This window comes from Streptomyces niphimycinicus (assembly GCF_018883605.1).
Taxonomy (GTDB): domain Bacteria; phylum Actinomycetota; class Actinomycetes; order Streptomycetales; family Streptomycetaceae; genus Streptomyces; species Streptomyces niphimycinicus.
Window position 1 is genome coordinate 25344 of the sequence record NZ_JAHLEM010000084.1, and the last position, 20982, is coordinate 46325.

The 20982-nt window shown below is 71.0% G+C and carries 19 protein-coding genes and 1 pseudogene; 9 read left to right on the plus strand and 11 right to left on the minus strand.

Going from position 1 to position 20982, the window contains the following annotated elements; genetic code table 11:
- Positions 1-78: 78 nt before the first annotated feature.
- On the minus strand, positions 79-564 hold the full coding sequence (locus KN815_RS10110) for a GNAT family N-acetyltransferase (RefSeq protein WP_216341458.1): 486 nt from the start codon (positions 562-564) through the stop codon (positions 79-81).
- 484 nt (positions 565-1048) lie between these two features.
- Between KN815_RS10110 and KN815_RS10115 the strand changes: the two genes are divergently transcribed.
- Positions 1049-1960, plus strand: coding sequence for a universal stress protein (locus KN815_RS10115; RefSeq protein ID WP_216341430.1), 912 nt, complete (start codon positions 1049-1051; stop codon positions 1958-1960).
- A gap of 47 nt (positions 1961-2007) precedes the next feature.
- Here KN815_RS10115 and KN815_RS10120 read toward each other — a convergent pair whose 3' ends face one another.
- The 6 genes from KN815_RS10120 to KN815_RS10145 form a co-directional block, all read right to left on the minus strand.
- Complete coding sequence (locus KN815_RS10120; protein WP_216341431.1) at positions 2008-2934, minus strand: LysR family transcriptional regulator; 927 nt, start codon at positions 2932-2934, stop codon at positions 2008-2010.
- A 64-nt stretch (positions 2935-2998) separates the two neighbouring features.
- A complete protein-coding gene (locus KN815_RS10125) occupies positions 2999-4390 on the minus strand; it encodes an MFS transporter (protein WP_216341432.1) in 1392 nt (463 codons plus the stop codon).
- A 100-nt stretch (positions 4391-4490) separates the two neighbouring features.
- Positions 4491-5711: a M20 family metallopeptidase gene (locus KN815_RS10130; RefSeq protein ID WP_308403645.1), complete on the minus strand. Its 1221-nt coding sequence runs from the start codon at positions 5709-5711 to the stop codon at positions 4491-4493.
- A gap of 8 nt (positions 5712-5719) precedes the next feature.
- Positions 5720-6394, minus strand: a complete 675-nt coding sequence (locus KN815_RS10135; RefSeq protein ID WP_216341433.1) for a DUF1028 domain-containing protein — start codon at positions 6392-6394, stop codon at positions 5720-5722.
- Complete coding sequence (locus tag KN815_RS10140) at positions 6391-6888, minus strand: RidA family protein (protein ID WP_216341434.1); 498 nt, start codon at positions 6886-6888, stop codon at positions 6391-6393. Before KN815_RS10140 ends, KN815_RS10135 begins: the two co-directional genes overlap by 4 nt.
- Positions 6889-6898: 10 nt before the next feature.
- Complete coding sequence (locus tag KN815_RS10145; protein ID WP_216341435.1) at positions 6899-8194, minus strand: flavin-containing monooxygenase; 1296 nt, start codon at positions 8192-8194, stop codon at positions 6899-6901.
- A 214-nt stretch (positions 8195-8408) separates the two neighbouring features.
- On the opposite strand from KN815_RS10145, the gene KN815_RS10150 reads away from it, so the two are divergent.
- Positions 8409-9203 carry an SDR family NAD(P)-dependent oxidoreductase gene (locus KN815_RS10150; protein ID WP_216341436.1) on the plus strand — a complete coding sequence of 265 codons (795 nt, stop codon included), beginning with the start codon at positions 8409-8411 and terminating at the stop codon, positions 9201-9203.
- 127 nt (positions 9204-9330) lie between these two features.
- Here KN815_RS10150 and KN815_RS10155 read toward each other — a convergent pair whose 3' ends face one another.
- The gene (locus KN815_RS10155) at positions 9331-10464 is read right to left on the minus strand and encodes an alpha/beta fold hydrolase (protein WP_216341437.1); all 1134 of its coding nucleotides are present in this window, start codon (positions 10462-10464) and stop codon (positions 9331-9333) included.
- 84 nt (positions 10465-10548) lie between these two features.
- Between KN815_RS10155 and KN815_RS10160 the strand changes: the two genes are divergently transcribed.
- Positions 10549-11595: a helix-turn-helix domain-containing protein gene (locus KN815_RS10160; RefSeq protein ID WP_216341438.1), complete on the plus strand. Its 1047-nt coding sequence runs from the start codon at positions 10549-10551 to the stop codon at positions 11593-11595.
- On the opposite strand, the gene KN815_RS10165 is transcribed toward KN815_RS10160, so the two are convergent.
- Entirely contained in the window at positions 11558-12256 is a 699-nt protein-coding gene (locus tag KN815_RS10165; protein WP_216341439.1) for a hypothetical protein, read from the minus strand. The two genes, KN815_RS10160 and KN815_RS10165, sit on opposite strands and share 38 nt — an antisense overlap.
- Positions 12257-12342: 86 nt before the next feature.
- Positions 12343-12796 (minus strand): annotated as a pseudogene (locus tag KN815_RS10170) (Lrp/AsnC family transcriptional regulator).
- Between the two features lie 112 nt (positions 12797-12908).
- Between KN815_RS10170 and KN815_RS10175 the strand changes: the two are divergent.
- The 6 genes from KN815_RS10175 (at position 12909) to KN815_RS10200 (ending at position 19518) form a co-directional block, all read left to right on the plus strand.
- Positions 12909-13529 (plus strand): LysE family translocator, encoded by a 621-nt coding sequence (locus KN815_RS10175; RefSeq protein WP_216341440.1) that lies wholly within the window; start codon positions 12909-12911, stop codon positions 13527-13529.
- Between the two features lie 94 nt (positions 13530-13623).
- Positions 13624-14808 (plus strand): pyridoxal phosphate-dependent aminotransferase, encoded by a 1185-nt coding sequence (locus KN815_RS10180; protein WP_372458309.1) that lies wholly within the window; start codon positions 13624-13626, stop codon positions 14806-14808.
- Between the two features lie 472 nt (positions 14809-15280).
- Positions 15281-16708, plus strand: coding sequence for a family 2B encapsulin nanocompartment shell protein (locus tag KN815_RS10185; RefSeq protein ID WP_216341441.1), 1428 nt, complete (start codon positions 15281-15283; stop codon positions 16706-16708).
- A 99-nt stretch (positions 16709-16807) separates the two neighbouring features.
- Complete coding sequence (locus KN815_RS10190; protein WP_216341442.1) at positions 16808-18130, plus strand: family 2 encapsulin nanocompartment cargo protein terpene cyclase; 1323 nt, start codon at positions 16808-16810, stop codon at positions 18128-18130.
- Between the two features lie 5 nt (positions 18131-18135).
- A complete protein-coding gene (locus tag KN815_RS10195; protein ID WP_253208873.1) occupies positions 18136-19047 on the plus strand; it encodes a geranyl diphosphate 2-C-methyltransferase in 912 nt (303 codons plus the stop codon).
- Positions 19048-19134: 87 nt separating this feature from the next.
- The gene (locus KN815_RS10200) at positions 19135-19518 is read left to right on the plus strand and encodes a VOC family protein (protein ID WP_216341444.1); all 384 of its coding nucleotides are present in this window, start codon (positions 19135-19137) and stop codon (positions 19516-19518) included.
- A gap of 12 nt (positions 19519-19530) precedes the next feature.
- Here KN815_RS10200 and KN815_RS10205 read toward each other — a convergent pair whose 3' ends face one another.
- Positions 19531-20664 carry an FAD-dependent oxidoreductase gene (locus KN815_RS10205; protein WP_216341445.1) on the minus strand — a complete coding sequence of 378 codons (1134 nt, stop codon included), beginning with the start codon at positions 20662-20664 and terminating at the stop codon, positions 19531-19533.
- Positions 20665-20982 lie beyond the last annotated feature (318 nt).

Sequence of the window (20982 nt, forward strand, 5' to 3'; positions counted from 1 at the left end):
CGACTGTGCGCCGCATCCTGACCGGCGACCGGGACCTCGACGACCGCCGCGTGGCCGTATTGCCGCGAGCCCCTCCCGTCAGGTGAGCGGATTCCGGCCGGCGGGGACTTCAAAGATGAGTTCGAGACCATCCTCCTCGTCCCACTGTTCCCCGACCTCCACGAAACCGAAGCCGGCGATCGTGGCCAAGGACGCGAGATTGTCGGGACTGATCGTCGCCCGCACGGTCGTGACCGCAGGCTCGGCGGCGGCCCGACGCAGCAACTCGATCAGCATGGCCCGCGCATACCCCTGACGGCGAAACTCGGGAGCAACCGAGTAGCCGATCTCGACCATGCCCACCTCATCGGGTGGTCCGTGGAACCCCGCGTGTCCGACGACGAGACCCTCATCCCCGACTGCCACCTGCCGCACCATCCACCGGGCCTGGCCGGGATCCGCGTCCATCTGTCCAAGTCGCAACCTCCACAGCCACCGCGCCCTGTCGCTGACGAAGTCCCCGGTAAGAGCCACCCCGGCCGTCCTGCTGGCCGCGGGCAGGTCCCCGTCGAGCAGAGCGGACATCACCTCGCCGGACAGCTCGACAAAGCGCGGGCGCTTGCGACTGGCGGGGAACGGCCTCTGGCGATCGGCTTCATCTGTCACGGCGTGAATGATCGTGGAATGCGCGGAAGGCGTCCAGCCAATTCCGGAGTGATCCACATGAGATCCGCCTTCGCCGCGCCTCGCCGACGCGACAAGGCGGGGTGGAGGGTACTGTCCCTGAGGCGGCCGGGCGGTGGCCGTCCTGGAGAGTCTGGGCGCGGCGTTCCGCCTGAGCTGCCGCACGGCCACAGCCGACCCTGCTGCGAGCGTTCGTGTCCGATTCGCAGGGTGGCGTGGGGGCGCGCAGCATGGAAGTGGCGGCTGCCATCGTTTCGCGAGGTGACAGGCCATGACTGGTTGAGCCCACTGGAAGCGACGGCCGAGGCCGTGTGGCCGACGGGCGTGGACGCCGGGGGACGCTCCGGCGCGATGTGCCGGTCGGAGGAGCCATAGGAGGTCGGCGATGGCGCACGCACAGGGAGATGAACCGATCGTGGTCGGCCTCGACCCCGATCCGGGCAGACGCGCGGCGCTCGGCTGGGCGGCCGACGAGGCGGACCGGCGGCGGCTGCCGCTGCTGCTGGTCCTCGCGCAGAACCTGCCGACCCCCGGGTACCGGCCGACGGGCGGGCGGCCGTCCTGGGAGGAGTGGAACGAGTCGCTGCACACGACGGGGGATCGCATGCTGAAGGAGGCGGTGGCCTTCGTCGAGTCCCGGCATCCGCGGGTGCGGGTATCGGGGCTGCTGGCCGAGGGGCATCCGGCGTGGGTGCTGCGTGAGCAGGCGCGGAACGCCACGGTGGTGGTGGTCGGGTCCTGGCGCCTGAGCGCTGTTCAGGAGGTCTTCACCTCCGCCGCCGTCGCCCTGCCGCTCATCGCCCACGCGCCCTGCCCCGTGGTGGTCGTGCCGGAGCCGGAGCACGTCCCCGAGGCGGAACACGTCCCCGAGGCGGAACGTGTCTCCGAGCGGCAGCAGCATTTCGTGGTCGGGGTCGACGGCAGCCGTCATTCCGCGGCCGCCGTCGACTTCGCCTTCGACGAGGCCGCCGTGCACGGCTCGGCCCTGCGCGCCCTCTACGTATGGCAACCTCCGCGGCTCGGAAACCCGGACGAGGAGGCCGCCGTCCAGGAGTGCCGTCGGCTGCTGTCGGAGACCGTCGCGGGGCGTACCGCCGACCATCCGGAGGTGGAGCTGCGCCAGGAGGTCGTACCGGGCCATCCGGTACAGGTCCTGACCGAGGCGTCCGAACACGCCCTCGGCCTGGTCGTGGGCACACGCGGACACGGCGGGTTCACCGGCCTGCTGCTGGGCTCCGTCAGCCAGGGCGTGACGCAGCACGCGCGCTGTCCGGTCATCACCGTCCCGAGCGCCTGACCACGGCCGCGGCCCCAAAGGCCCGGTCCGGTCCGATTCCGTGTTGTTCAGGACCCGGCGGGGCGGGGGGCGATCTCCCGCAGCAGCTCCATCACCGCACGGGCGCGGGCGGTCTGGGTCATACCCTTCACCGAGGCGATCTTGACTTCGAGCGGGGGGCTTCCGTCCCGCAGCTCCAGTTCCGCGATCTCGCCGCCGCCGTAGGTCTGGCCGGTCGCCGGCCGCTGGTTCAGCACGGAGTATCCGAGCCCCCGGGCCACCAGCGAACGTACGGTTTCATAGCTCCGGGTGCGGTAGCGGACATCGGGTGCGGTGCCGGTGGCGGCGACCAGGGAGCGGAAGTAGTCGCGGCTGTGGGGCAGATCGAGCAGGACGAGGGGTTCCGCGGACAGTTCCGCCAGCTCCACGGAGCCCTGCCGGGCCAGCGGGTGGTCGGCCGCGACGATGACATACGCCGGGGCCCGCGCGATCGTCTCGCTGCGCAGGTCCATCTCGGCCGTCAGCCCGAGGTCGTAGGTGAGGGCGAAGTCGATGCGTCCCGCGCCCAGGGCCTGGACGAGCTGGTCCGTCTCTCCCTCCACCACGTCGATCTCGATGCCCGGGTGGCGGTCGGTGCATTCGCTGAACAGGGGCGGCAGATAGTACGGGGCCAGCGTCACGAAGCAGCCGACGGCCACCGGCCCGGAGATCGTCTCGCCGTCTCCCCGGGCCTCCCGCTCGATCTCGCGCGCACGGGCCAGCATTTCCCGCGCCTGCTGCTGAAGCCGCTCCCCCGCGGGTGTCAGGGTCAGTCCCCGGCCCCTGCGGCGGATGAACAACTGCACCCGCAGGTCGCGCTCCAGGTTGTGGATGGCCGCGGACACGGCGGACTGCGCGATATGGAGCGCCCCCGACGCCTCCGTCATCGAACCGCACTCGGCGGCCACGAGGAAGTAGCGAAGCTGGAGGAGGGTGAATCCCACCGGTGACGTCATGCCTGACCCTCGCGCCTGGTGATCGGTGTCCATGCCGCTGCCGACCCTATGCGGCGGCCGGACCCTATGCGGGCGGTGCCTGGTGGCGCTCCGCGGGCGCGTCGGAGACGTCCTCGGGGCGCAGCTCGGAGACGTCCTCGGGGCGCAGCAGGGCGGAACCGGCGGTCTCCTCGAGGGACAGGGCGGCGATGAGGCCGCCGACGGCGAACACCATCAGGTAGGGGCCGGGCAGCAGGGTGCTGCCGGTCGCGGAGATGAGCACGGTCATCAGGTACGGCACGGTGCCGGCGAAGAGGGCGGCGGTGAGGTTGTAGGCGATGGACAGGCCGCTCTGGCGGGTGCGGGTGGGGAAGATCTCCGCCGACCACACCGCGTAGGTGCCGAGGATCGCGGCGAGGATCGCGCCGAGCAGCAGCCCGGCGACCCAGGTTCCGGCGAGCCCGGTCCGCATGAGGAGGAACGCGGGGGTGGCGAGGACCAGGAGGGCCGCGGTGGCCCCGACGAAGACCGGTTTGCGGCCCACGCGGTCGGACAGCAGCCCGAACACCGGGACCAGCACCAGCCCCAGCAGTGAGATCACCGTGGACAGCAGGGCGGCGCTGCCGGCCGAGTGTCCCAGGTGGTCGGTCTCGTAGGTGACCAGGTACGTCAGCACCATGTAGAAGGGCACGTGCATGGCGGCCATCAGGCCCGCGGCCTGGAGCAGATGCCGCTTGTGGCCGCGGAGCAGCTCCCGTACGGGGGTGCGCGGCACGGTGTCGTTGGCTTCGAGCGTCCGGTACTCGGGGGTGTCCTCGATCTTGTTGCGGATGATGAAACCGATGACGCCGAGCGGGGCGGAAACGAGGAAGGGGACGCGCCAGCCCCAGGCGGTCAACTGCTCCTCGTCGAGCCCCGTGGACAGCAGCAGATAGACGAACGAACCGGCGAGGAAGCCCAGCAGCGAGCCGACCTCCAGCCAGCTCACCCCGAATCCGCGGCGGCGCCGGGGTGAGCTCTCGGCGAGGAAGCTCGCCGCGCTGCCGAACTCGCCGCCCGCCGCGAATCCCTGGATCAGGCGCAGGACCACCAGGAGCACCGGGGCGGCGACCCCGATCGCCGCGTAGCCGGGCAGCAGTCCGATCGTCAGGGTCGCGCCGGACATCATGAAGATGACCAGCGACAGTGTGCGCTTGCGGCCGATCCGGTCACCGAGCGGTCCGAACACCAGGGCGCCGATGGGCCGGATGCCGAAGGACACGGCGAACACGCCGAACACGGCGAGCAGTCCGGTGGTGCTGTTCTCGTCCGGGAAGAACACGGTCGCGACGGTGCCGGCGAGATAGGCGTAGGCGGCCCAGTCGAACCAGTGCACAAACACGCCGACGGCTCCCGCGGCAACGCTTCTGCGCAGTGCGACGACGTCGGTGGCCACGTCGACCTCGGACGTGGTGTCGTCGGTGTGAGTGGTGGGCATGCGCGCCTCCTTGGGGATGGGGTGGGAGAAGCCGGAGCTGTGCGGGTGCCATGTGTGGGGGGGCGCCTCGGTCAGGAGGCCGTGTACGGGTCCGCCTCGGTCAGGAGCTCGCGCTCGCGTATCGGCTCGAACTCCGGTCCACACCGGTCCAGGCCAGCGCCACCGCCCCGTCGAGCAGGGCCCGCTGGGCGTTTGCGCCCACGCAGTGCGCGGCGAACTCGTGCTGGTGGTTGGTGGCGGGCAGGGAGCCGATGCCGATGTACGGGTGGATGGCGGGCACCGTCTGCGAGACGTTGCCCATGTCGGTGGAGGCGCGGTTCATCCGGGCGGCCTGGCCCGGCGGCGCGAACTCCCGTCCCAGGGCGAGGGCGTTCGCGCGGTAGTGGGCAAGAGCGGCCTCGTCGGTGCGGAACTCCGCGTACGGCTTGCTCTCCGGCTCGATCTCCAGCTCGCACCCGGTGGCGAGGGCGCCCGCCTCGAAGGCCCGGATGACCCGTGGCTCCAGCTCGGCCAGTTCGGCGAGGGTCTCCGCCCTGACGTACCAGCGGCCGGTGGCCCGCTCCGGGATGGCGTTCGGGGCGTCCCCGGCGTGGGTCACCACACCGTGCACCCGGGCGGAGGCGGGCAGTTGCTGGCGGAGCAGCCCGATCGCGACCTGGGCCACGGTGAAGGCGTCGGCCGCGTTGATCCCGGCCTCGGGGTAAGCCGCGGCGTGTGCGGACCTACCGGTGTACGAGATCTTGGAGTGGCTGACCGCGAACGGACGGGCCTCGGCCACGTCGACCGGCGCCGGGTGCACCATCATCGCGAGGTCCGTCCCGGCGAAGGCGCCCCGGTCGAGCATCTCGATCTTGCCGCCGCCGCCCTCCTCCGCCGGGGTTCCGTAGACCTCGACGGTGAGGCCGGCGTCGTCGGCGACGGCGGCGAGGCCGAGCGCGGCGCCGACCGAGCTCGCCGCGATGAGGTTGTGCCCGCAGGCGTGGCCGAGGCCGGGCAGCGCGTCGTACTCGGCGCACAGCGCGATCCGCACGGGCCCGCTGCCGAACCGGGCGTGGAAGGCGGTCTCCAGGCCCAGGTAGGACGTGGTGATGTCGAATCCGGCGCGCTCCAGCGGCTCGGGTACGGCGGCCGCCGCCCGGTGTTCCTCCCAGGCCGTCTCCGGGTCGGCGTGCAGCCGCTCGGACAGCCGGATCAGCTCCTCGGCGTGCCGGTCGACCTCGCGCCGGGCGGCCCCTTTGAGCCTGCCCATCGCCCCCGGGGTCTCCGTCGCCCCCGTGGTCTCCGTCGTCCCCGGGGTCTCCGTCGTCCCCTTGGTCCCCATCGTCCCCATCACAGGTCGCCCGGGACGCCGTACGAGGGAGCGGAGGCGGGGTCGAGTCCACGGCGCACATAGTCGTCCCGCTGCGGGAGCCAGACGGCGAGGAGTCCGGCGAGCCGGTCGACGGGGTCGTCGGCCCAGTCCACGCGCAGGTCGGTCACCCGCCAGTCCACGTCCGCGACGACCGCGAGGCCCGCGGAGTGCACCGGCCCCTCCTCGCCACCGGCCTCGACCGCGGCCTTCAGGGCGGTGACCAGCCGCTCCTCCAGCTCCCCCGGGGCGGCGGAGTACGCGTCGAGGAGAACGCCGGGGATGTGCTCGCCGCACAGCATGTTGCCCGCCGCCACCGCGCCGTCGGCGGTGGCCGAGGCGTGCTTGCCCAGGGTGTGCGCGCCGCTGTAGACGAACCCGGGCCCGGAGCGGCCCAGCACGGTGAGCTGACGGTGGGCGATGGACTTCACGTTCCGCGCCGCGCCGGTGACACTGGCCAGGGCGCGTTCCGCGTCACCGTGGTCCGCCAGTTCCGCCAGCAGGCTGGTGCCGAGCGTGGGGTCGGTGACGTTCTGGGACGCCGCCGCGCCGACCCCGGGCCGCAGATGGGCGACCCGGGCGGCGACCGCCGGACTGGACGAGCTGACCGCGATGCCGAACCGCTCGCCGTCGCGGACCACCAGGGAGAAGGTCATGCCCGCGCCTCCTCGGGACGCACGGCGACGGCGGGGATCACGGCGACGGCGTCGATCTCGCACAGCCACTCCGGACGGGCCAGGGCCGAGACGACCAGGCCGGTGGAGATGGGGTGGACGCCCTTGGTCCAGCGGCCCACGGTGCGGTACACCGCCTCGCGGTAGCGCGGGTCGATCAGATAGATGGTCAGCTTGACCAGGTGTTCCATCCGGCTGCCCGCCTCTTCGAGTAGCGTCTTGATGTTCGCCATGGCCTGTTCGGCCTGTGCCTCGGCGTCGCCGATGCCCACCGATTCGCTGGTGTCGAGGTCCTGGCCGATCTGGCCCCGGACGTACACGGTGTCGCCGGCGACGACGGCCTGGCAGAGGTCGTTGTCGAGGTTCTGCTCGGGATAGGTGTCGCGGGTGTTGAACGGACGGATCCGGGTGTGTCCGCCGGCAACGACCGGGGCCTTGACGGCGTTCGCCCGGCGGCCTTCGCTCGTGGAGGTCATCGTCTGCTCCTCAGTTCTTCCAGGCCGCCGGCGTGGCGCCGGGCCGGTCGGTGGTGCCGTACGCGAGATAGCCCCGCTGGGTCGTGATGTGATCGGCGATGTATCCGGCGTCGTGCCACACGCCCCAGATGAAGCTCGATCCGCGGCGGGACAGCCAGGGCAGGCCCAGGAAGTACACGCCGGGCTCGCGGGACACCCCGCGCCGCTGGTCCGGCCGGCCCCTGTCGTCGAACGCGTCCACCTCGAGCCAGCCGTAGTCGGTGGCGAAGCCCGTCGCCCAGACGATCGAGGTGACACCGGCCGCGGCGAGGTCGAGCTCCAGCCGGGGGTCGGCCACGCCTTCCGGTTCCGGCCCGAGGTCGTGGGCCCGCGGCTCCTCGGGGAGGTCGAGCCCATTGCGCTCGACATACGCGTCGGCTGCCCGGAGGAGCTCGAGGTACTTCGCGTCGCCGAGCGCGATGTTGGTGGCGAGATCCGGCGCGAAGCGCAGCACACCGTTCTCGTAGGACGCGGTCAGACCGACGAGTTCGACGCCGTCGGCGGCCAGGGCCCGGAAGTCCACGGTGTGGCCGCCGCGGGCGCCGCTCACCGCGATGGTGACGTGTTCGGCACCCTGGGGAGGCGTCTCGGCGTCCCAGCGCCCGAGCACACCGAGCCACCAGCAGAAGTCGCGTCCGCGGTACTGGCGGGCGGGACGGTCGTGCGGGCCGACGGAGAGGAAGACCCGGCGGCCGGAGCGGCGCAGCTCATCGGCGATCTGGACCCCCGAGGAGCCGGCCCCGACCACGAGGACCGCGCCCTCGGGAAGCTGCTCCGGGTTGCGGTACCCGCTGGAGTGGAGCTGCGCGGGGACGGCGCCGTCCGGGACGATGGGCGGGATCACGGGCCGCTGGAACGGCCCGGTCGCGGCCACGACGAAGCGCGCGTCGATGGGGCCCTGCGAGGTCTCGACCCGGAAGCCGGGCCGACCGGTCCGCCTCCGTACCGAGGTCACCTCGACACCGCACCGGATCGGGGCGCCTATCTTCTCGGCGTAGGTGACGAAGTAGTCGGCGATCTGCTCCTTCGAGGCGAAGGCGTCGGGATGGACGTCCGGGTCGACGTCGGAGAACTCCAGCCCCGGGAACCGGTCGTGCCACGCGGGCCCGTTCGCCACCAGGGAATCCCACCGCTCCGAGCGCCATCGCTCGGCGATACGGTGCCGCTCCAGGACGATATGCGGCACCCCGTGGGCTCCCAGGTGCTCGCTCATCGCCACGCCCGCCTGGCCCGCGCCGACGACGACTACCTCAGTCTCTTCACTCAACTTTCAGCCTCCACTCAGGCGGTAGCGCATCCCGGTGTCGCGTCGACTGTGCTGTGGGTGCTACCGCACGAGGGATCCTTGGGCATGGCCGTAGTGCTGTCCAACAGATGTTTCCGCTATAGGCGATCTGATTTTCAGATTTGGACACCCTGCGAGTGGGGTCGGGTGGTGGTCGACGAACGCCTGTCACAGGCCCGGACTAGCCTCCCGAAATATGAACCTGGAACTGGCGGGACGACGGGCGATGGTGACGGGGAGCAGCGGAGGGATCGGCGCTGCGGTGGCTCAGCGGCTGGTCGATGAAGGGTGCGCCGTTTTGGTGCACGGTCGCGACCCCGAGCGTGTCGGCGGGGTCGCGGCACGGCTTCGTGCCGCCGGCGGGGTAGTGGACACCGTGCTGGGGGACCTCGCTGATGACGATGCCGCCGGGGCGGTGGCCGAGCAGGCCCGCGCGTGGGGCGTGGAGATATTGGTCAACAACGCCGGCCCATTCGCCGAGCATGACTGGGAAACGGCGGAGCCGGCGGCGTGGTTGGACGCGATCAACGGGAACGTCGTGTCCGCCGTGCGGATGATCCAGGCCCTGGTGCCTCGGATGCGCGAGCGCGAGTGGGGGCGGGTGGTCAATGTGGGAAGCCGGGCCGCGACAACTCCGTTGCCGAACATGGTCGAGTATTCGGCGGCGAAGGCGGCGGTGGTCAACATGACAACCAGCCTGGCCCAGCATCTGGCCGGATCCGGCATCACCGCGAACACGGTGAGCCCCGGAGTCATCGTCACGGACGGCATGCGGCGGATGTTCGAAGAGGGAGCGGCGGCACGAGGCCGGCCAGGGCAATGGACGGAGTTGGAACCGCTGGTGGTGGCCGAGTACGCCCCGAACCCGACGGGCAGGCTCGGACTTGCGGAAGATGTCGCGGCAGCGGTCGCGTTTCTCGTCAGCCCGCTGGCCGGCTACATCAACGGCATCAACCTGCGCGTCGACGGAGGCATCGCGTCGGTGCCGTAACGGCCTGGTGGAGCAACTTCTCGAGGGGAACGATCTCGAGTAGGCAGTCATCGCTCAGCGTGCCCACACCACAGAAGTTGAGCCAGAACCATTCAAGCGACGGCGTTGGTCATCGGTTTGGCGGCGCTCACTTCGGCAGGTGGCGGGCGAAGAACGAGCGTAGGAGGTGGCGCACGGCGGGCACGGTGGCGCGCGGGTCGGCTCGGCCCACCATGGCGGCGCGTCCGGCGGCGGTCATCAGGCCGGCCCGCTGGAGCTGGGGGACGAGGGACGCGTAGTCGGTGAAGGCCCAGTGCTGGGTGTTGTCGAGCTGCCGCCGGGCGACCGGGCCACCGTGGGCGAGGAGCGCTGCCCAGGAGCGGTCCAGGCGGGCGTCGCGGAAGCCGTCCGTGCCGGCCAGGAGCAGCGGCCGGTCGCTCGCCTGCCTGGCCACCGGGAGGAGTTCGCCGTCCATCTGGTCGAGATATCCCTCCAGGTTGACGGCGGCGGCGATCCGCCGGTCCTCGTGGAGCGCCTGTGCGACCGCGGTGCCGCCCGCGGAATGGCCGTAGACGCCGACCCGGTCGAGGCCCAGTGTGTCCAGGACGAAGCGGAGGTCGGCGACCCGGGTGTCGATCATGGTGCGGAAGGTGGCCGCGTCGGGTGGGCCGAGCAGTACGGTCTCCCGTACCCGTTCGCGGTTCGGCCGCTCGTCGGGGAACTCCACCTCGCTCGCGTCTCCGGGGTGGTCGACGGTGATGACCGTCCAGCCGTACGAGGCGAGGTCCACCGCGAGGGAGCTGCCCATCGTGCGGGCGTCGCCGCCGCCGGGGCTGTAGAGCAGTACGGGGCGCCCACGCACGGGCCGGGGCCGGGCGCCGGTCCCTGCGTGGGTGAGCGTGGCCGCCCAGTCGACTCCCGTCCGCGGCAGCGGCTGGTGGATCCAGTGGGCGAGGTCGGTGAAGGACGCGGCGGCGCCCGGGGTCATCTGCGGAGCGCGCGGGAAGCGGTGGCCGGGGGCGGCCGGCCGCAGGACGGTGACCATGAGTTCGCGTACGCCGATCTCGCGGTCCCAGGGGTCGTTGCGGGAGGGGTCGGCGAGGTATCGCGTGGCGGCGCGGACGGGGTAGGGCCCGCCGGGCGCCGGCAGACGCAGTCGCAGGAGCGGGGCCGCGTCGCGGGCGGCGGCCGGGGCCGGGACGGCGCCGGACAGCAGGGCGGCGGCGCCGGCGAGGGCGCCCTTGAGGAGAATGCGGCGGCCGGGTGCGGAGGAAGAGGTCATGGACGGCATCCTGGGGGCGGGCGCCGGGCCGGGGCGAAGCTTGCGGCGGGAGCCCAAAGGCTGGCGCGGAGCAGGGGGATGTGCGTGATCCGGATCCATTTCACGGCGGACGATTTCGCCCGGGTGCGGTTCGCGCCGCGGCCCTCGCCCGTGCCCGAACTGCACGCCGCCCTGATGATGCTGGGCGCCCCGCATGAGGCGCTGCTGTTCGGGCGCTGGCGGAGCAGGCTGCTGCGGAGCCTGCCGAGTGCGGTCGAGCCGCTCGCGGATCTGGTGCCGGACGGAGTGGCCCCCGCCTTCCTCGACGTTCTCGGCGACACGCTGGACGAGGGGGTCGAGCTGATCAGGACAGCCCGTGCCGAGTTCGTGCGGGCCGGGATCGAGCAGGTGTACGCGCGCCGTCCGGCGCCGCCGTGGATTCGCGCCCTGCACGGTGGGGACGCCGGTGCCTGGCGGACGCTCGGACGGGCGCAGCGGGCGGCGTACGAGACGGTTCTCGCGCCGGTGTGGCCGCAGGTTCAGCACCTGCACCGGGCGGAGTTCACCCGCCATGCGGTGACCGTCGCCGAACAGGGCCTCGGCGTCGCTCTGACCGGCCTGGCCCCGGGGTCACGGCTGCGTGACACGGTCTGGGAGTGGCCCCTGCCGGGCGCCCCGGGCGTGCGGGAGGTCCGGCTCGGCGGACGTGGGCTGATCCTGCGGCCGACCTTTCACTGGCGCAGCACCCCGCTCATCCAGGACCTGCCGGACCGTCCGGTGTCGTTCGCCTACCCGGCGGGCCGGGGGCTGCCGCTTCTCCCGGATGGGAGCGACGCGCTGGACGAGCACCTCGCGGGAGTCCTCGGGCGCACCCGGCTCGCCCTGCTGCGCGCCTTGGACGAAGCCCGTACGACCACGGGCCTGGCCCGCCGTATCGGCGTCAGCGCCGCGACGGCCTCCGCCCACGCCTCGGCCCTGCGCGCCGCCGGTCTCCTCACCACCACCCGCACGGGCCGCTCGGTGCGGCATGAGCGGACGGCCCTGGCGGAACTGCTGCTGGCCGGCGGCGTGGCCGACGGCGGGAACGCCTCGACGCCGATCCAGAACCGGGGCGCTACGAACCCGGTGGCAGGAGTCCGCGGGCCAGGGTGAAGGCGGCCGTCGCGGTGGACAGGAGGGCGTTGATCCTGCCGAGGATGCGAGCGGTCCTGTCGGTATCCTGCGCATCGACGGCCGCGGCGAGGTCGTCGGCGTACTCCCGGGCCCTTACCGCCTCATCGGACGTCGCGGTGTCCGCGTCCGTGCGCAGGGCGTCGATCAGTTGCTGATGGGGGATGTCGGGCGCGTTGGCCCGATTGCCGTAGCCGCCGTGGACCACCGAATGGTGGCTGTTGACGTTCGCCACGACGAAGCCGCCCGGTCCAGTGGAGATGTGCACCCCTTCGCCTCCCGTCCAGATGAACTTGCCCTCGTACTCGGTCCAGCCCTTGTACGTCACGCTGTATCTGCCGAACCGCCAACCCTCCACATCGATCAGCTTGTGCTTGAGCGGCTCGGCCAGGATGCGCATGGCGTCCGCCCGGTTCCATCCTCGCTGGGCGAAGTAGTCGGTCATCGTCACGCGCCGGCCCGGGTTCGCCGCCCGTCGGCAGATCTCGCGGAATGCCTGCCCCTGATACATCTCCAAGTGGCCGGGAGCGACCGACGGCTCCGGCAGCCGCCGCCGATGCACGATTCCGCGGATCCATACGAACAGGGCGTAGATCAACCAGCAGAGCAAGGCGATCACCACCAGCCCCGGTGTCAACTCCACGCTCGTCACCTCTCCCCCGACGGTCCCAAGCCAACCCATTTTAGGACCAGTTGGTGCGCCGCGACCCTGGCTTGTCCGGCAATGGGCTACTGGGGCAGGGGGCGGTCGCGGACGACGTTCTTCATGACGAGGGTGGAGTTCAGGCGCTGGACGCCCGGGAGTTTGGCCAGCCGCTGGTCGTAGAGCTGCTGGTAGGCGGACAGGTCGGTGGTGGCGACGCGCAGCAGGTAGTCGGGGTCGCCGAAGAGCCGCTGGGCCTGGATGACGTGCGGGATGGCGGCCACGGCCTCTTCGAAGGTGGTGACGGTGTCGGCGTCCTCCCAGCGCAGGGTGGCGAAGACCACGGCCTCGAAGTCCAGGCCGACGGCGGCCGGGTCGAACGACGGCGCGGTAGCCGCTGATGGCGCCCTCGCGTTCGAGGTCCCGCAGGCGGCGGTGGCAGGGCGAGACGCTCAGCCCCACGCGGGCGGCCAGCTCGGTGATCGTCAGGCGGCCATCGAGCTGTAGCTCGGTAAGAATTTTCCGGTCCAGGGCGTCCACGGAGAAGATTCTCCCTCATTCGGCGCGATTGTGAGACTGAAGCGCAAACACTTTCGGGCAAATCGCACGTAATCTTCCCCCTCGGAACAAGGAATGTGAGAGGGATCGGTCGATGGACACGACGACGGTGGCGGCTTTCCTGGCAGTGGACCTGCTGCTGGTCTTCACCCCCGGCGCGGACTGGGCCTATGCGATCGCGGCCGGGCTGCGGGACCGTTCGGTCGTCCCGGCGGTCGCCGGGCTGATAGCCGGATACGCGGGGTACACGCTGCTCGCGGTGGCCGGTCTGGTGGTGCTCGTGGCGAGTTCGGCCACGGTCCTCACCGTGCTCACCGTCGCCGGGGCCGGCTATCTGATCTGGCTGGGCTGTGGCGTACTGAGACAGCCCGCCACCTTGACCGCGTCCACGGAAACCATGGCCTCCTCACGCTGGCAGATCGCGCTCAAGGGGGCCGGTATCAGCGGCCTGAACCCGAAGGCGCTGCTGCTGTACTTCTCGCTCTTCCCGCAGTTCATCCACCCCTCGGGCGGCTGGCCCGTCGCCGCGCAGACCGGGCTGCTCGGCACGGTCCACATGACGGCCTGCGCGGCCGTCTATCTCGCCGTCGGCGTCCTGGCCCGCACCGTGCTGAAGACCCGGCCCTCGGCGGCCCGGGCGGTGACCCGGGTCTCCGGTGTCATGATGATCGCCATCGGCGGTCTTCTGCTGGTGGAACGCCTGGCGGGCTCGTGAACCCGCCCCGCCCGTACGAACCATGTGATGAGGGAAGGCCAATGGGAGTCGTGGTCCCGGCAGTTACGTCCGCCATCGATCCGGAGGTCGCGGCATGAGCACCATACAGATCTCGCAGCGTGCCCGGGCCGTAGCCCCGTTCTACGCCATGGAGTTCGGCAAGCAGGCCGCCGCGCTGGAGGCCCAGGGGCATCACATCGTCAAACTCAGCATCGGCGAACCGGACTTCGGCGCGCCCCCGGCCGTCCTGGACGCGATGCGCGGGGCAATGGACGGGCGGCCCATGCCCTACACCGAGGCCCTCGGACTGCCCGCTCTGCGGCAGGCCATCGCGCGGTTCTACCGGGACGAGCACGGTGTCGAGGTCGCTGCTTCCCGGGTCGTCGTGACGGCCGGGGCCTCGGCAGCCCTGGTGCTGGCCACCGCCGCGCTCGTCGATCCCGGCGACGAGGTGCTCATCGGCGACCCGTCGTACCCCTGCAACCGGCAGATCGCCGAGAGCTTCGGCGCCCGCGTCACGCTCGTACCCACCACGGCCGGAACCCGCTTCCAACTGGACGCGGAATCGGTGCGCTCGCACTGGACGGACCGCACCCGCGGGATCATGATCGCCTCCCCCTCGAACCCGACGGGCACATCGGTACCGGCCGACGAACTCGCGGCCATCTGTGACATGGCGCGCGAGCGCGGCGCATGGCGCATCGTCGACGAGATCTACCTCAACCTCAGCGACCATGACGCACAGGGCCAATCCCCGCGCAGCGCGCTGTCGTACGACCCCGACGCCATCGTCATCAACAGCTTCTCGAAGTACTTCGGCATGACCGGCTGGCGGCTGGGCTGGTGTGTCGTACCCGAGACGCTCGTACCGGCGATGGAACGCCTGGCACAGAACTACTTCCTCTGCGCCTCCGCCCCCGCCCAGCACGCCGCGCTGTCCTGCTTCACCAGCGAGTCCCTCGCGGTCTGCGAGGCCCGCCGCGCCGAGTTCGCCGAGCGGCGCGCGCTCGTCCTCGACGGCCTGGCACGGATCGGCCTGCCGGTGCCGGTCCCGCCCGACGGCGCCTTCTACGTCTACTTCGACGTCAGTGACACGGGGCTCACCTCGTGGCAGTTCTGCGAACGGGCGCTCCAATCGGCGCATGTCGCCCTCACTCCGGGCAGGGACTTCGGCGTCCACACGGCGGACAGCCACGTCCGCCTCTCGTACGCGGCGTCGGCCGACGAGCTCCGCGAGGGGATCGCCCGGCTCGGGACGTTCGTGGCCACGCTTCGGTAGGGCGGGCGGCAACCCGTCCTGGCACATCGGGGTCCATCGTGCCGTTGTCGCCGGGAACGCCGACGAGCTCGGCACCGGCGGTGCGGAACTCGGGTGCACCGCATTCGTCGTGGCTGCCCGCCCGGTGGAAAACAGCCAGTCCCGACCGGGTGGACCGATTGTGCCGGGGCGGGGAGAGAGCGGGCCGGATCCCGCGCGAATGGCGGCACATCCCGTGCCGACGCTCACGCCCGCCTCGACACCCATGTCCCGTGACCGCGTCCGAATACCGTCGGCCACCGGGGCAAACCCCAGGCGGGGCACGATCATCTTATCGAGTTAATGCCAGCGGCTCTCCGAGGCCGAATGGGCGCACCGGCCACTACTGTTCCCGGGGTCTGGGCGGATTCCCGGATGTTTGCCCCCTCCTTTCCTCTTTGCCGGTGACGCGCACGCACGCCAGCCATCGCCCTCACGAAGGAGAGCTCGCCCGATGACTGTTGGTACCAGCTCGGAAGCGCCTCTGGAGCCGCCTCGGCAGTCCAGCCTGAGCACGGCGGCCGCCCGCAACCTCGCCACCACGACCAAGTCCGCCCCGCAGATGCAGGGGATCACCTCGCGCTGGCTGCTGCGGACGCTCCCCTGGGTGGAGGTCAAGGGCGGCACCTACCGGGTGAACCGCCGGCTGAGCTACACCGTCGGCGACGGGCGCGTCGAGTTCGTCCAGGACGGTGCCGAGGTCCGGGTGATCCCCCGTGAACTCGGCGAACTGGCCCTGCTGCGTGGCTTCGAGGACGTGGAGGTGCTGACCGCCATCGCCGACCGGTGCGTCCAGCGCGACTTCCGCGCGGGCGAAACGCTGGTGGAACGCGGCCGGCCCGCCGGGGAGTTCCATCTGATCGCCCACGGCCGCGTCAGCCAGACCTCCGTCGGTCCGTACGGCGACGAGACCGCCGTCGCCGTACTGGCCGATGGCGACCGGTTCGGTGAGGGCGCTCTGCTCAACGAGGACGCCCGGTGGGACTACACCGCCACCGCCGAGACCTCCGGCACCCTGCTCACCCTCTCCCGCGCCGACTTCGCCGCCGTGCTGTCCGCGGCGCCGAGCCTTCAGGTCCACATCCGGGAGTTCAGTTCGCTCCGCGGCCACGCACAGAACCATCGGGGCGAGGCCGAGATCGCCATGGCGGCCGGTCACACCGGCGAACCCACGCTGCCCGGCACGTTCGCCGACTACGAACTGAAGCCGCGCGAGTACGAACTCTCCGTCGCGCAGACCATTCTGCGGATCCACACCCGGGTCGCCGACCTCTACAACGAGCCGATGGACCAGACCGAGGAGCAGCTCAGGCTCACCATCGAGGCGCTGCGTGAGCGCCAGGAGCATGAGCTGGTCAACAACCGCGAGTTCGGCCTGCTCCACAACGCCGACTTCAAGCAGCGCATCCAGACCCACTCGGGCCCACCCACCCCGGACGACCTCGACGAGCTGCTGTGCCGCCGCCGCGGCTCGAAGTTCTTCCTCGCGCACCCCAGGACGATCGCGGCGATCGGGCGGGAGTTCAACTCCCGCGGGCTCTATCCGACCCATGTCGACCTGGGCGGGCAGCAGGTCCCGGCCTGGCGCGGCGTCCCGATCCTGCCCTGCAACAAGATCCCCATCACCAAGGAGAACACCAGCTCGGTCCTGGTCATGCGCACCGGCGAGGACAACCAGGGCGTCATCGGTCTGCGCCGGACCGGTCTGCCGGAGGAGTACGAACCGGGTCTGTCGGTGCGCTTCATGGGCATCGACGAAAAAGCGATCATCTCCTACCTCGTCACCACGTACTACTCCGCCGCCATCCTGGTGCCGGACGCACTCGGTGTGCTGGAGAACGTGCAGATCGCCCGCAGCCGCGACCAGGGCCAAGGAGCCTAGAGGTCCCGCCCTGCCCGGCGGCTACGAGGCCCCTGGCTCCCAGTCGGCCGAGCATGTCCGCCATCCGGGACAGCCACCCACCCCATCGAGGAGCTATGGATGCCCGCGCCTGAGCCTTCCCCTCCGCAGCCGAGTCCGCCCGCGGCCGGTTCCCCCTCCGGGGCGCGTGTCCTCGCTGAGGCCGCCGCCCGCGCCCGCGACATCAGGACCGCCTTCGGCAGCGGCAGATCCCCCGCGCCGTCCTTGCCCGCACCGCCTCCCACCGAGGCCCCTGCCGCCGACGTTCCTGCCGCCGAGGTGCGCACCGCGGGCGCCGGTCTGGGTCGGATCCTGCGTGGCCCCAGTGGCCTGGGCACGGTGGGTCTGCACCTGGCCCGGTGCGAGAACACATCGGCGCCGGTGGAGCCGCTGGAGCCGCCGACGGCTCCGGCGGATCCGGCGGAAGGCACCCCGGTCCCGGGCCTCTACCACCATCCGGTGCCGGAGCCCGACCCGGTACGGGTGGAGGAGGTCAGCCGCAGGATCAAGACCTGGGCGCTGGACGAGGTCGATCTGTACCCGCAGGACTGGGAAGACCAGTTCGACGGCTTCTCCGTGGGGCGTTATATGGTCGCCTGCCATCCGGACGCTCCCACCGTCGACCATCTGATGCTCGCCACGCGCCTGATGGTCGCCGAGAACGCGGTGGACGACTGCTACTGCGAGGACCACGGGGGATCGCCCATCGGCCTCGGCGGACGGCTGCTGCTGGCGCACACCGCCCTCGACCCCTTGTACACGACGGAGGAGTACCAGCCGCGGTGGGCGGAGTCGCTCCATTCGGACGCGCCCCGGCGCGCGTACCGCTCCGCCATGGAGTACTTCGTCCAAGCGGCCGGCGCCTCCCAGTCGGACCGGTTCCGGCATGACATGGCCCGGCTGCACATGGGGTACCTCGCCGAGGCCGCCTGGGCCCAGACGGACCACGTGCCCGAGGTGTGGGAATACCTGGCGATGCGCCAGTTCAACAACTTCCGCCCCTGCCCCACCATCACGGACACCGTCGGCGGCTATGAGCTGCCCGCGGACCTGCACGCCACGCCCGCCATGCAGCGCGTCATCGCGCTCGCCGGGAACGCCACCACCATCGTGAACGACCTGTACTCGTACACCAAGGAGCTCGCCTCCCCCGGGCATCACCTGAACCTGCCCGTGGTGATCGCCGAACGTGAGGGCATCTCCGACCGCGATGCCTATCTGAAGTCGGTCGAGGTCCACAACGACCTCATGCACGACTTCGAGGCCGCGGCCGCGGCCCTGGCCGCCGACTGCCCCGTCCCGAGCGTGCAGCGCTTTCTGCGGGGCGTGGCCGCGTGGGTCGACGGCAACCACTACTGGCACCGGACCAACACCTATCGCTACAGCCTGCCCGACTTCTGGTAAGAAGAATGGACTTATCTGTGACCAGCACCGACTTCACCACCGACGCCACCCTCTCCACCAGCGCCGCCTCCGTGTTCATCCCCGCCCCGGCGACGCCCTACCAGGGGGACATCGCCCGCTACTGGGACGGCGAGGCCAGGCCGGTGAACCTGCGTCTCGGCGATGTCGACGGCCTTTACCACCATCACTACGGCATCGGCGCCGTTGACCGCAGCGCCCTCGGCGACACCGACGACAGTGCGTACGAGAAGAAGCTGATCGCCGAACTCCACCGCCTGGAATCGGCGCAGGCCGAACTCCTCCTGGACCACCTCGGCCCCCTGGAGCGCGACGACACGCTGGTGGACGCCGGCTGCGGTCGCGGCGGCTCGATGGTCATGGCCCACCAGCGCTTCGGGTGCAAGGTCGAGGGCGTCACCCTGTCGGCCAAGCAGGCGGACTTCGCCAACCAGCGTGCCCACGAGCTCGGCATCGAGGGCCATGTCCACGCCCGTGTCTGCAATATGCTCGGTACGCCCTTCGGGACCGGGCAGATCGCGGCCTCGTGGAACAACGAGTCGAGCATGTACGTCGACCTGCACGACCTCTTCGCCGAGCACTCCCGCATCCTCGCGGTCGGCGGTCGCTATGTGACCATCACCGGCTGCTGGAACCCCCGTTACGGCCAGCCCTCGAAGTGGGTCTCCCAGATCAACGCACACTTCGAGTGCAACATCCATTCCCGCCGGGAGTATCTGCGCGCCATGGCCGACAACCGGCTCGTACCGCAGGCCGTCGTCGACCTCACCGCTGCGACCCTGCCGTACTGGGAGCTTCGGGCCACGTCCTCACTGGTCACCGGCATCGAGGAGGCGTTCATCAACTCCTACAAGGACGGCTCCTTCCAGTACCTCCTGATCGCGGCCGACCGCGTCTGACCGCCTCCTGGCGCATCGCCCCGTCGCCATGTGGCGGGGCGACGTGCTGTCGGCCGACTCCCGGGTGGTCTCCGTACACTGACGGGCATGGCATGCCGCATCAGTGAACTGGTCCTCGACTGCGCCGACGCCGAGCGGCTCGCCGCGTTCTGGAGCGAGGTCCTCGGCTACGTCGAACTCGGCCGGGAAGCCGACGGAAGCATCGAGATCGGGCCGCCCGACACCGGTTTCGGCGGTCCGCAACCCACCCTGGTCCTCAGCCCCAGCAGCGACCCGCGGACCGGGAAGCTCCCTCTGCACATCGACGTCAACGCCACCGACCGCGACCAGGACGCCGAGCTGGAGCGGCTGCTCGCTCTCGGCGCCCGGCCCGCCGACGTCGGCCAGACCGGCACCGAGAACTGGCACGTCCTGGCCGACCCGGAAGGCAATGTGTTCTGCCTCCTGCACGCCCGGCTCCAGCACCCCTGACCAGCGCGCCTCTCACGGGGTCCGCTCGTGGCCGGTGAGCATGTCGACCAGGCTGTGGGGTGCGCCCGCTCCGTAGAACATCTCGTGCACCTGGATTCCTTCGGCGGCGGCCGCGGCACTGCGGGGGAACATGGCCTGCTCGTACTCGGTGAGCGCGGCCTCGACGTCCTCGGGGTGCGCGGCGAGGGCCCTGCCCAGTTCGGCGCCGTCGTACATGGCCAGGTTGGCGCCCTCGCCGTTCGGGAGCGAGAGGTGGGCGGCGTCGCCGAGCAGGGTCACCCCCGGCTGCCGCTCCCACCGGTGCTCGATGGGCAGGGCGTAAAGGGACCGCAGGACCGGTGCGGCGTCACCGTCGGCGATCAGCGCGGTGAGTTCCGGTGCCCAGCCGTCGAATTCCTGGGCGATCCGTACGGTGGCCGCGGCGGAGTCGGCGAAGTCGATGGCCGCGAACCAGTCCCGTGGCCGGGCGAGCATCACGTAGACGTGCAGGGTGCCGGCCCGCTCCCGGTGCGCCAGGAATCCCTTGCCCGGCGCGACCGCGAACAGCGATCCGCTGCCGACGGCTTTCGCGCTGGCCGGGTGCCGGGTGTCGGCGTCGAACAGGCAGGTCTCGACGTACGACATGCCGATGTACTCGGGTGCCGCGCGGGAGAGCAGTGGCCGGACTCGGGACCACGCGCCGTCGGCGCCGACCAGCAGGCCGGTGGAGACGGTGCTGCCGTCGGCGAAGGTCACCTCGTGGCGGCCCGCGCCGAGGGCACGGGTACCGCTGACCTTGTGGCCCCACCGGACGGTGCCGGCCGGGAGCGAGTCGAGGAGCATCTGCCGCAGCTCGCCGCGCAGCACCTCGGGGTTGCCACGCGTACCGTCGTCGGCATGGTCGACCAGGACGGTCCCGTCCGGGTCGAGAACCCGTATCGCCTGGCGGCCCTCCAGGACGAGGCCGCGGAACTCGTCAATCAGACCGGCCGCCCGCAAGGCGGGCTGTCCGCTGCCCTCGTGGATGTCGAGCATTCCGCCCTGCGTACGCGCCGTCGGAGAGACCTCCGCCTCGTAGACCGTGGCCGGGATGCCGTGGAGGTGCAGGACGCGGGCGAGCGTCAGGCCGCCGAGTCCGGCACCGATGATCGTGACGTGAGTGGTCATGGTGGTTCCTCGCTGTCGCACGCCTGCCGAATGGGCATCCGGCAGGATCTCCTGAAAAGTTCCAGATCCCGCCGACACGCCACCGACAACGCCACCGACAACGCGACCGACAGCCACCGACAGCCACCGACAGCCACCGACAAAGGGCATGTGCGTACCGGGGTCGCCGTCACCCCTGACGGGCGTAATGTATGCATATGGGTGATGTTCGGTGCGGTTGGTGCGATGCGCCGCTACCGAATCAGTCCGGCCGCAACCGGCGGTATTGCAGTCCGGCACATCGGCAGGCGGCCTGGCGGGCGCGGTCTCGGTGGCCGG

What these genes read in the sequence shown, in the direction of transcription:
- KN815_RS10110 (WP_216341458.1), bottom strand. Translation starts at nt 564, where the DNA reads ATGTCCGCTCTGCTCGACGGGGACCTGCCCGCGGCCAGCAGGACGGCC.
- KN815_RS10115 (WP_216341430.1), top strand. Translation starts at nt 1,049, where the DNA reads ATGGCGCACGCACAGGGAGATGAACCGATCGTGGTCGGCCTCGACCCC.
- KN815_RS10120 (WP_216341431.1), bottom strand. Translation starts at nt 2,934, where the DNA reads ATGACGTCACCGGTGGGATTCACCCTCCTCCAGCTTCGCTACTTCCTC.
- KN815_RS10125 (WP_216341432.1), bottom strand. Translation starts at nt 4,390, where the DNA reads ATGCCCACCACTCACACCGACGACACCACGTCCGAGGTCGACGTGGCC.
- KN815_RS10130 (WP_308403645.1), bottom strand. Translation starts at nt 5,711, where the DNA reads ATGGGGACCAAGGGGACGACGGAGACCCCGGGGACGACGGAGACCACG.
- KN815_RS10135 (WP_216341433.1), bottom strand. Translation starts at nt 6,394, where the DNA reads ATGACCTTCTCCCTGGTGGTCCGCGACGGCGAGCGGTTCGGCATCGCG.
- KN815_RS10140 (WP_216341434.1), bottom strand. Translation starts at nt 6,888, where the DNA reads ATGACCTCCACGAGCGAAGGCCGCCGGGCGAACGCCGTCAAGGCCCCG.
- KN815_RS10150 (WP_216341436.1), top strand. Translation starts at nt 8,409, where the DNA reads ATGAACCTGGAACTGGCGGGACGACGGGCGATGGTGACGGGGAGCAGC.
- KN815_RS10155 (WP_216341437.1), bottom strand. Translation starts at nt 10,464, where the DNA reads ATGACCTCTTCCTCCGCACCCGGCCGCCGCATTCTCCTCAAGGGCGCC.
- KN815_RS10175 (WP_216341440.1), top strand. Translation starts at nt 12,909, where the DNA reads ATGGACACGACGACGGTGGCGGCTTTCCTGGCAGTGGACCTGCTGCTG.
- KN815_RS10180 (WP_372458309.1), top strand. Translation starts at nt 13,624, where the DNA reads ATGAGCACCATACAGATCTCGCAGCGTGCCCGGGCCGTAGCCCCGTTC.
- KN815_RS10185 (WP_216341441.1), top strand. Translation starts at nt 15,281, where the DNA reads ATGACTGTTGGTACCAGCTCGGAAGCGCCTCTGGAGCCGCCTCGGCAG.
- KN815_RS10190 (WP_216341442.1), top strand. Translation starts at nt 16,808, where the DNA reads ATGCCCGCGCCTGAGCCTTCCCCTCCGCAGCCGAGTCCGCCCGCGGCC.
- KN815_RS10195 (WP_253208873.1), top strand. Translation starts at nt 18,136, where the DNA reads ATGGACTTATCTGTGACCAGCACCGACTTCACCACCGACGCCACCCTC.
- KN815_RS10200 (WP_216341444.1), top strand. Translation starts at nt 19,135, where the DNA reads ATGGCATGCCGCATCAGTGAACTGGTCCTCGACTGCGCCGACGCCGAG.
- KN815_RS10205 (WP_216341445.1), bottom strand. Translation starts at nt 20,664, where the DNA reads ATGACCACTCACGTCACGATCATCGGTGCCGGACTCGGCGGCCTGACG.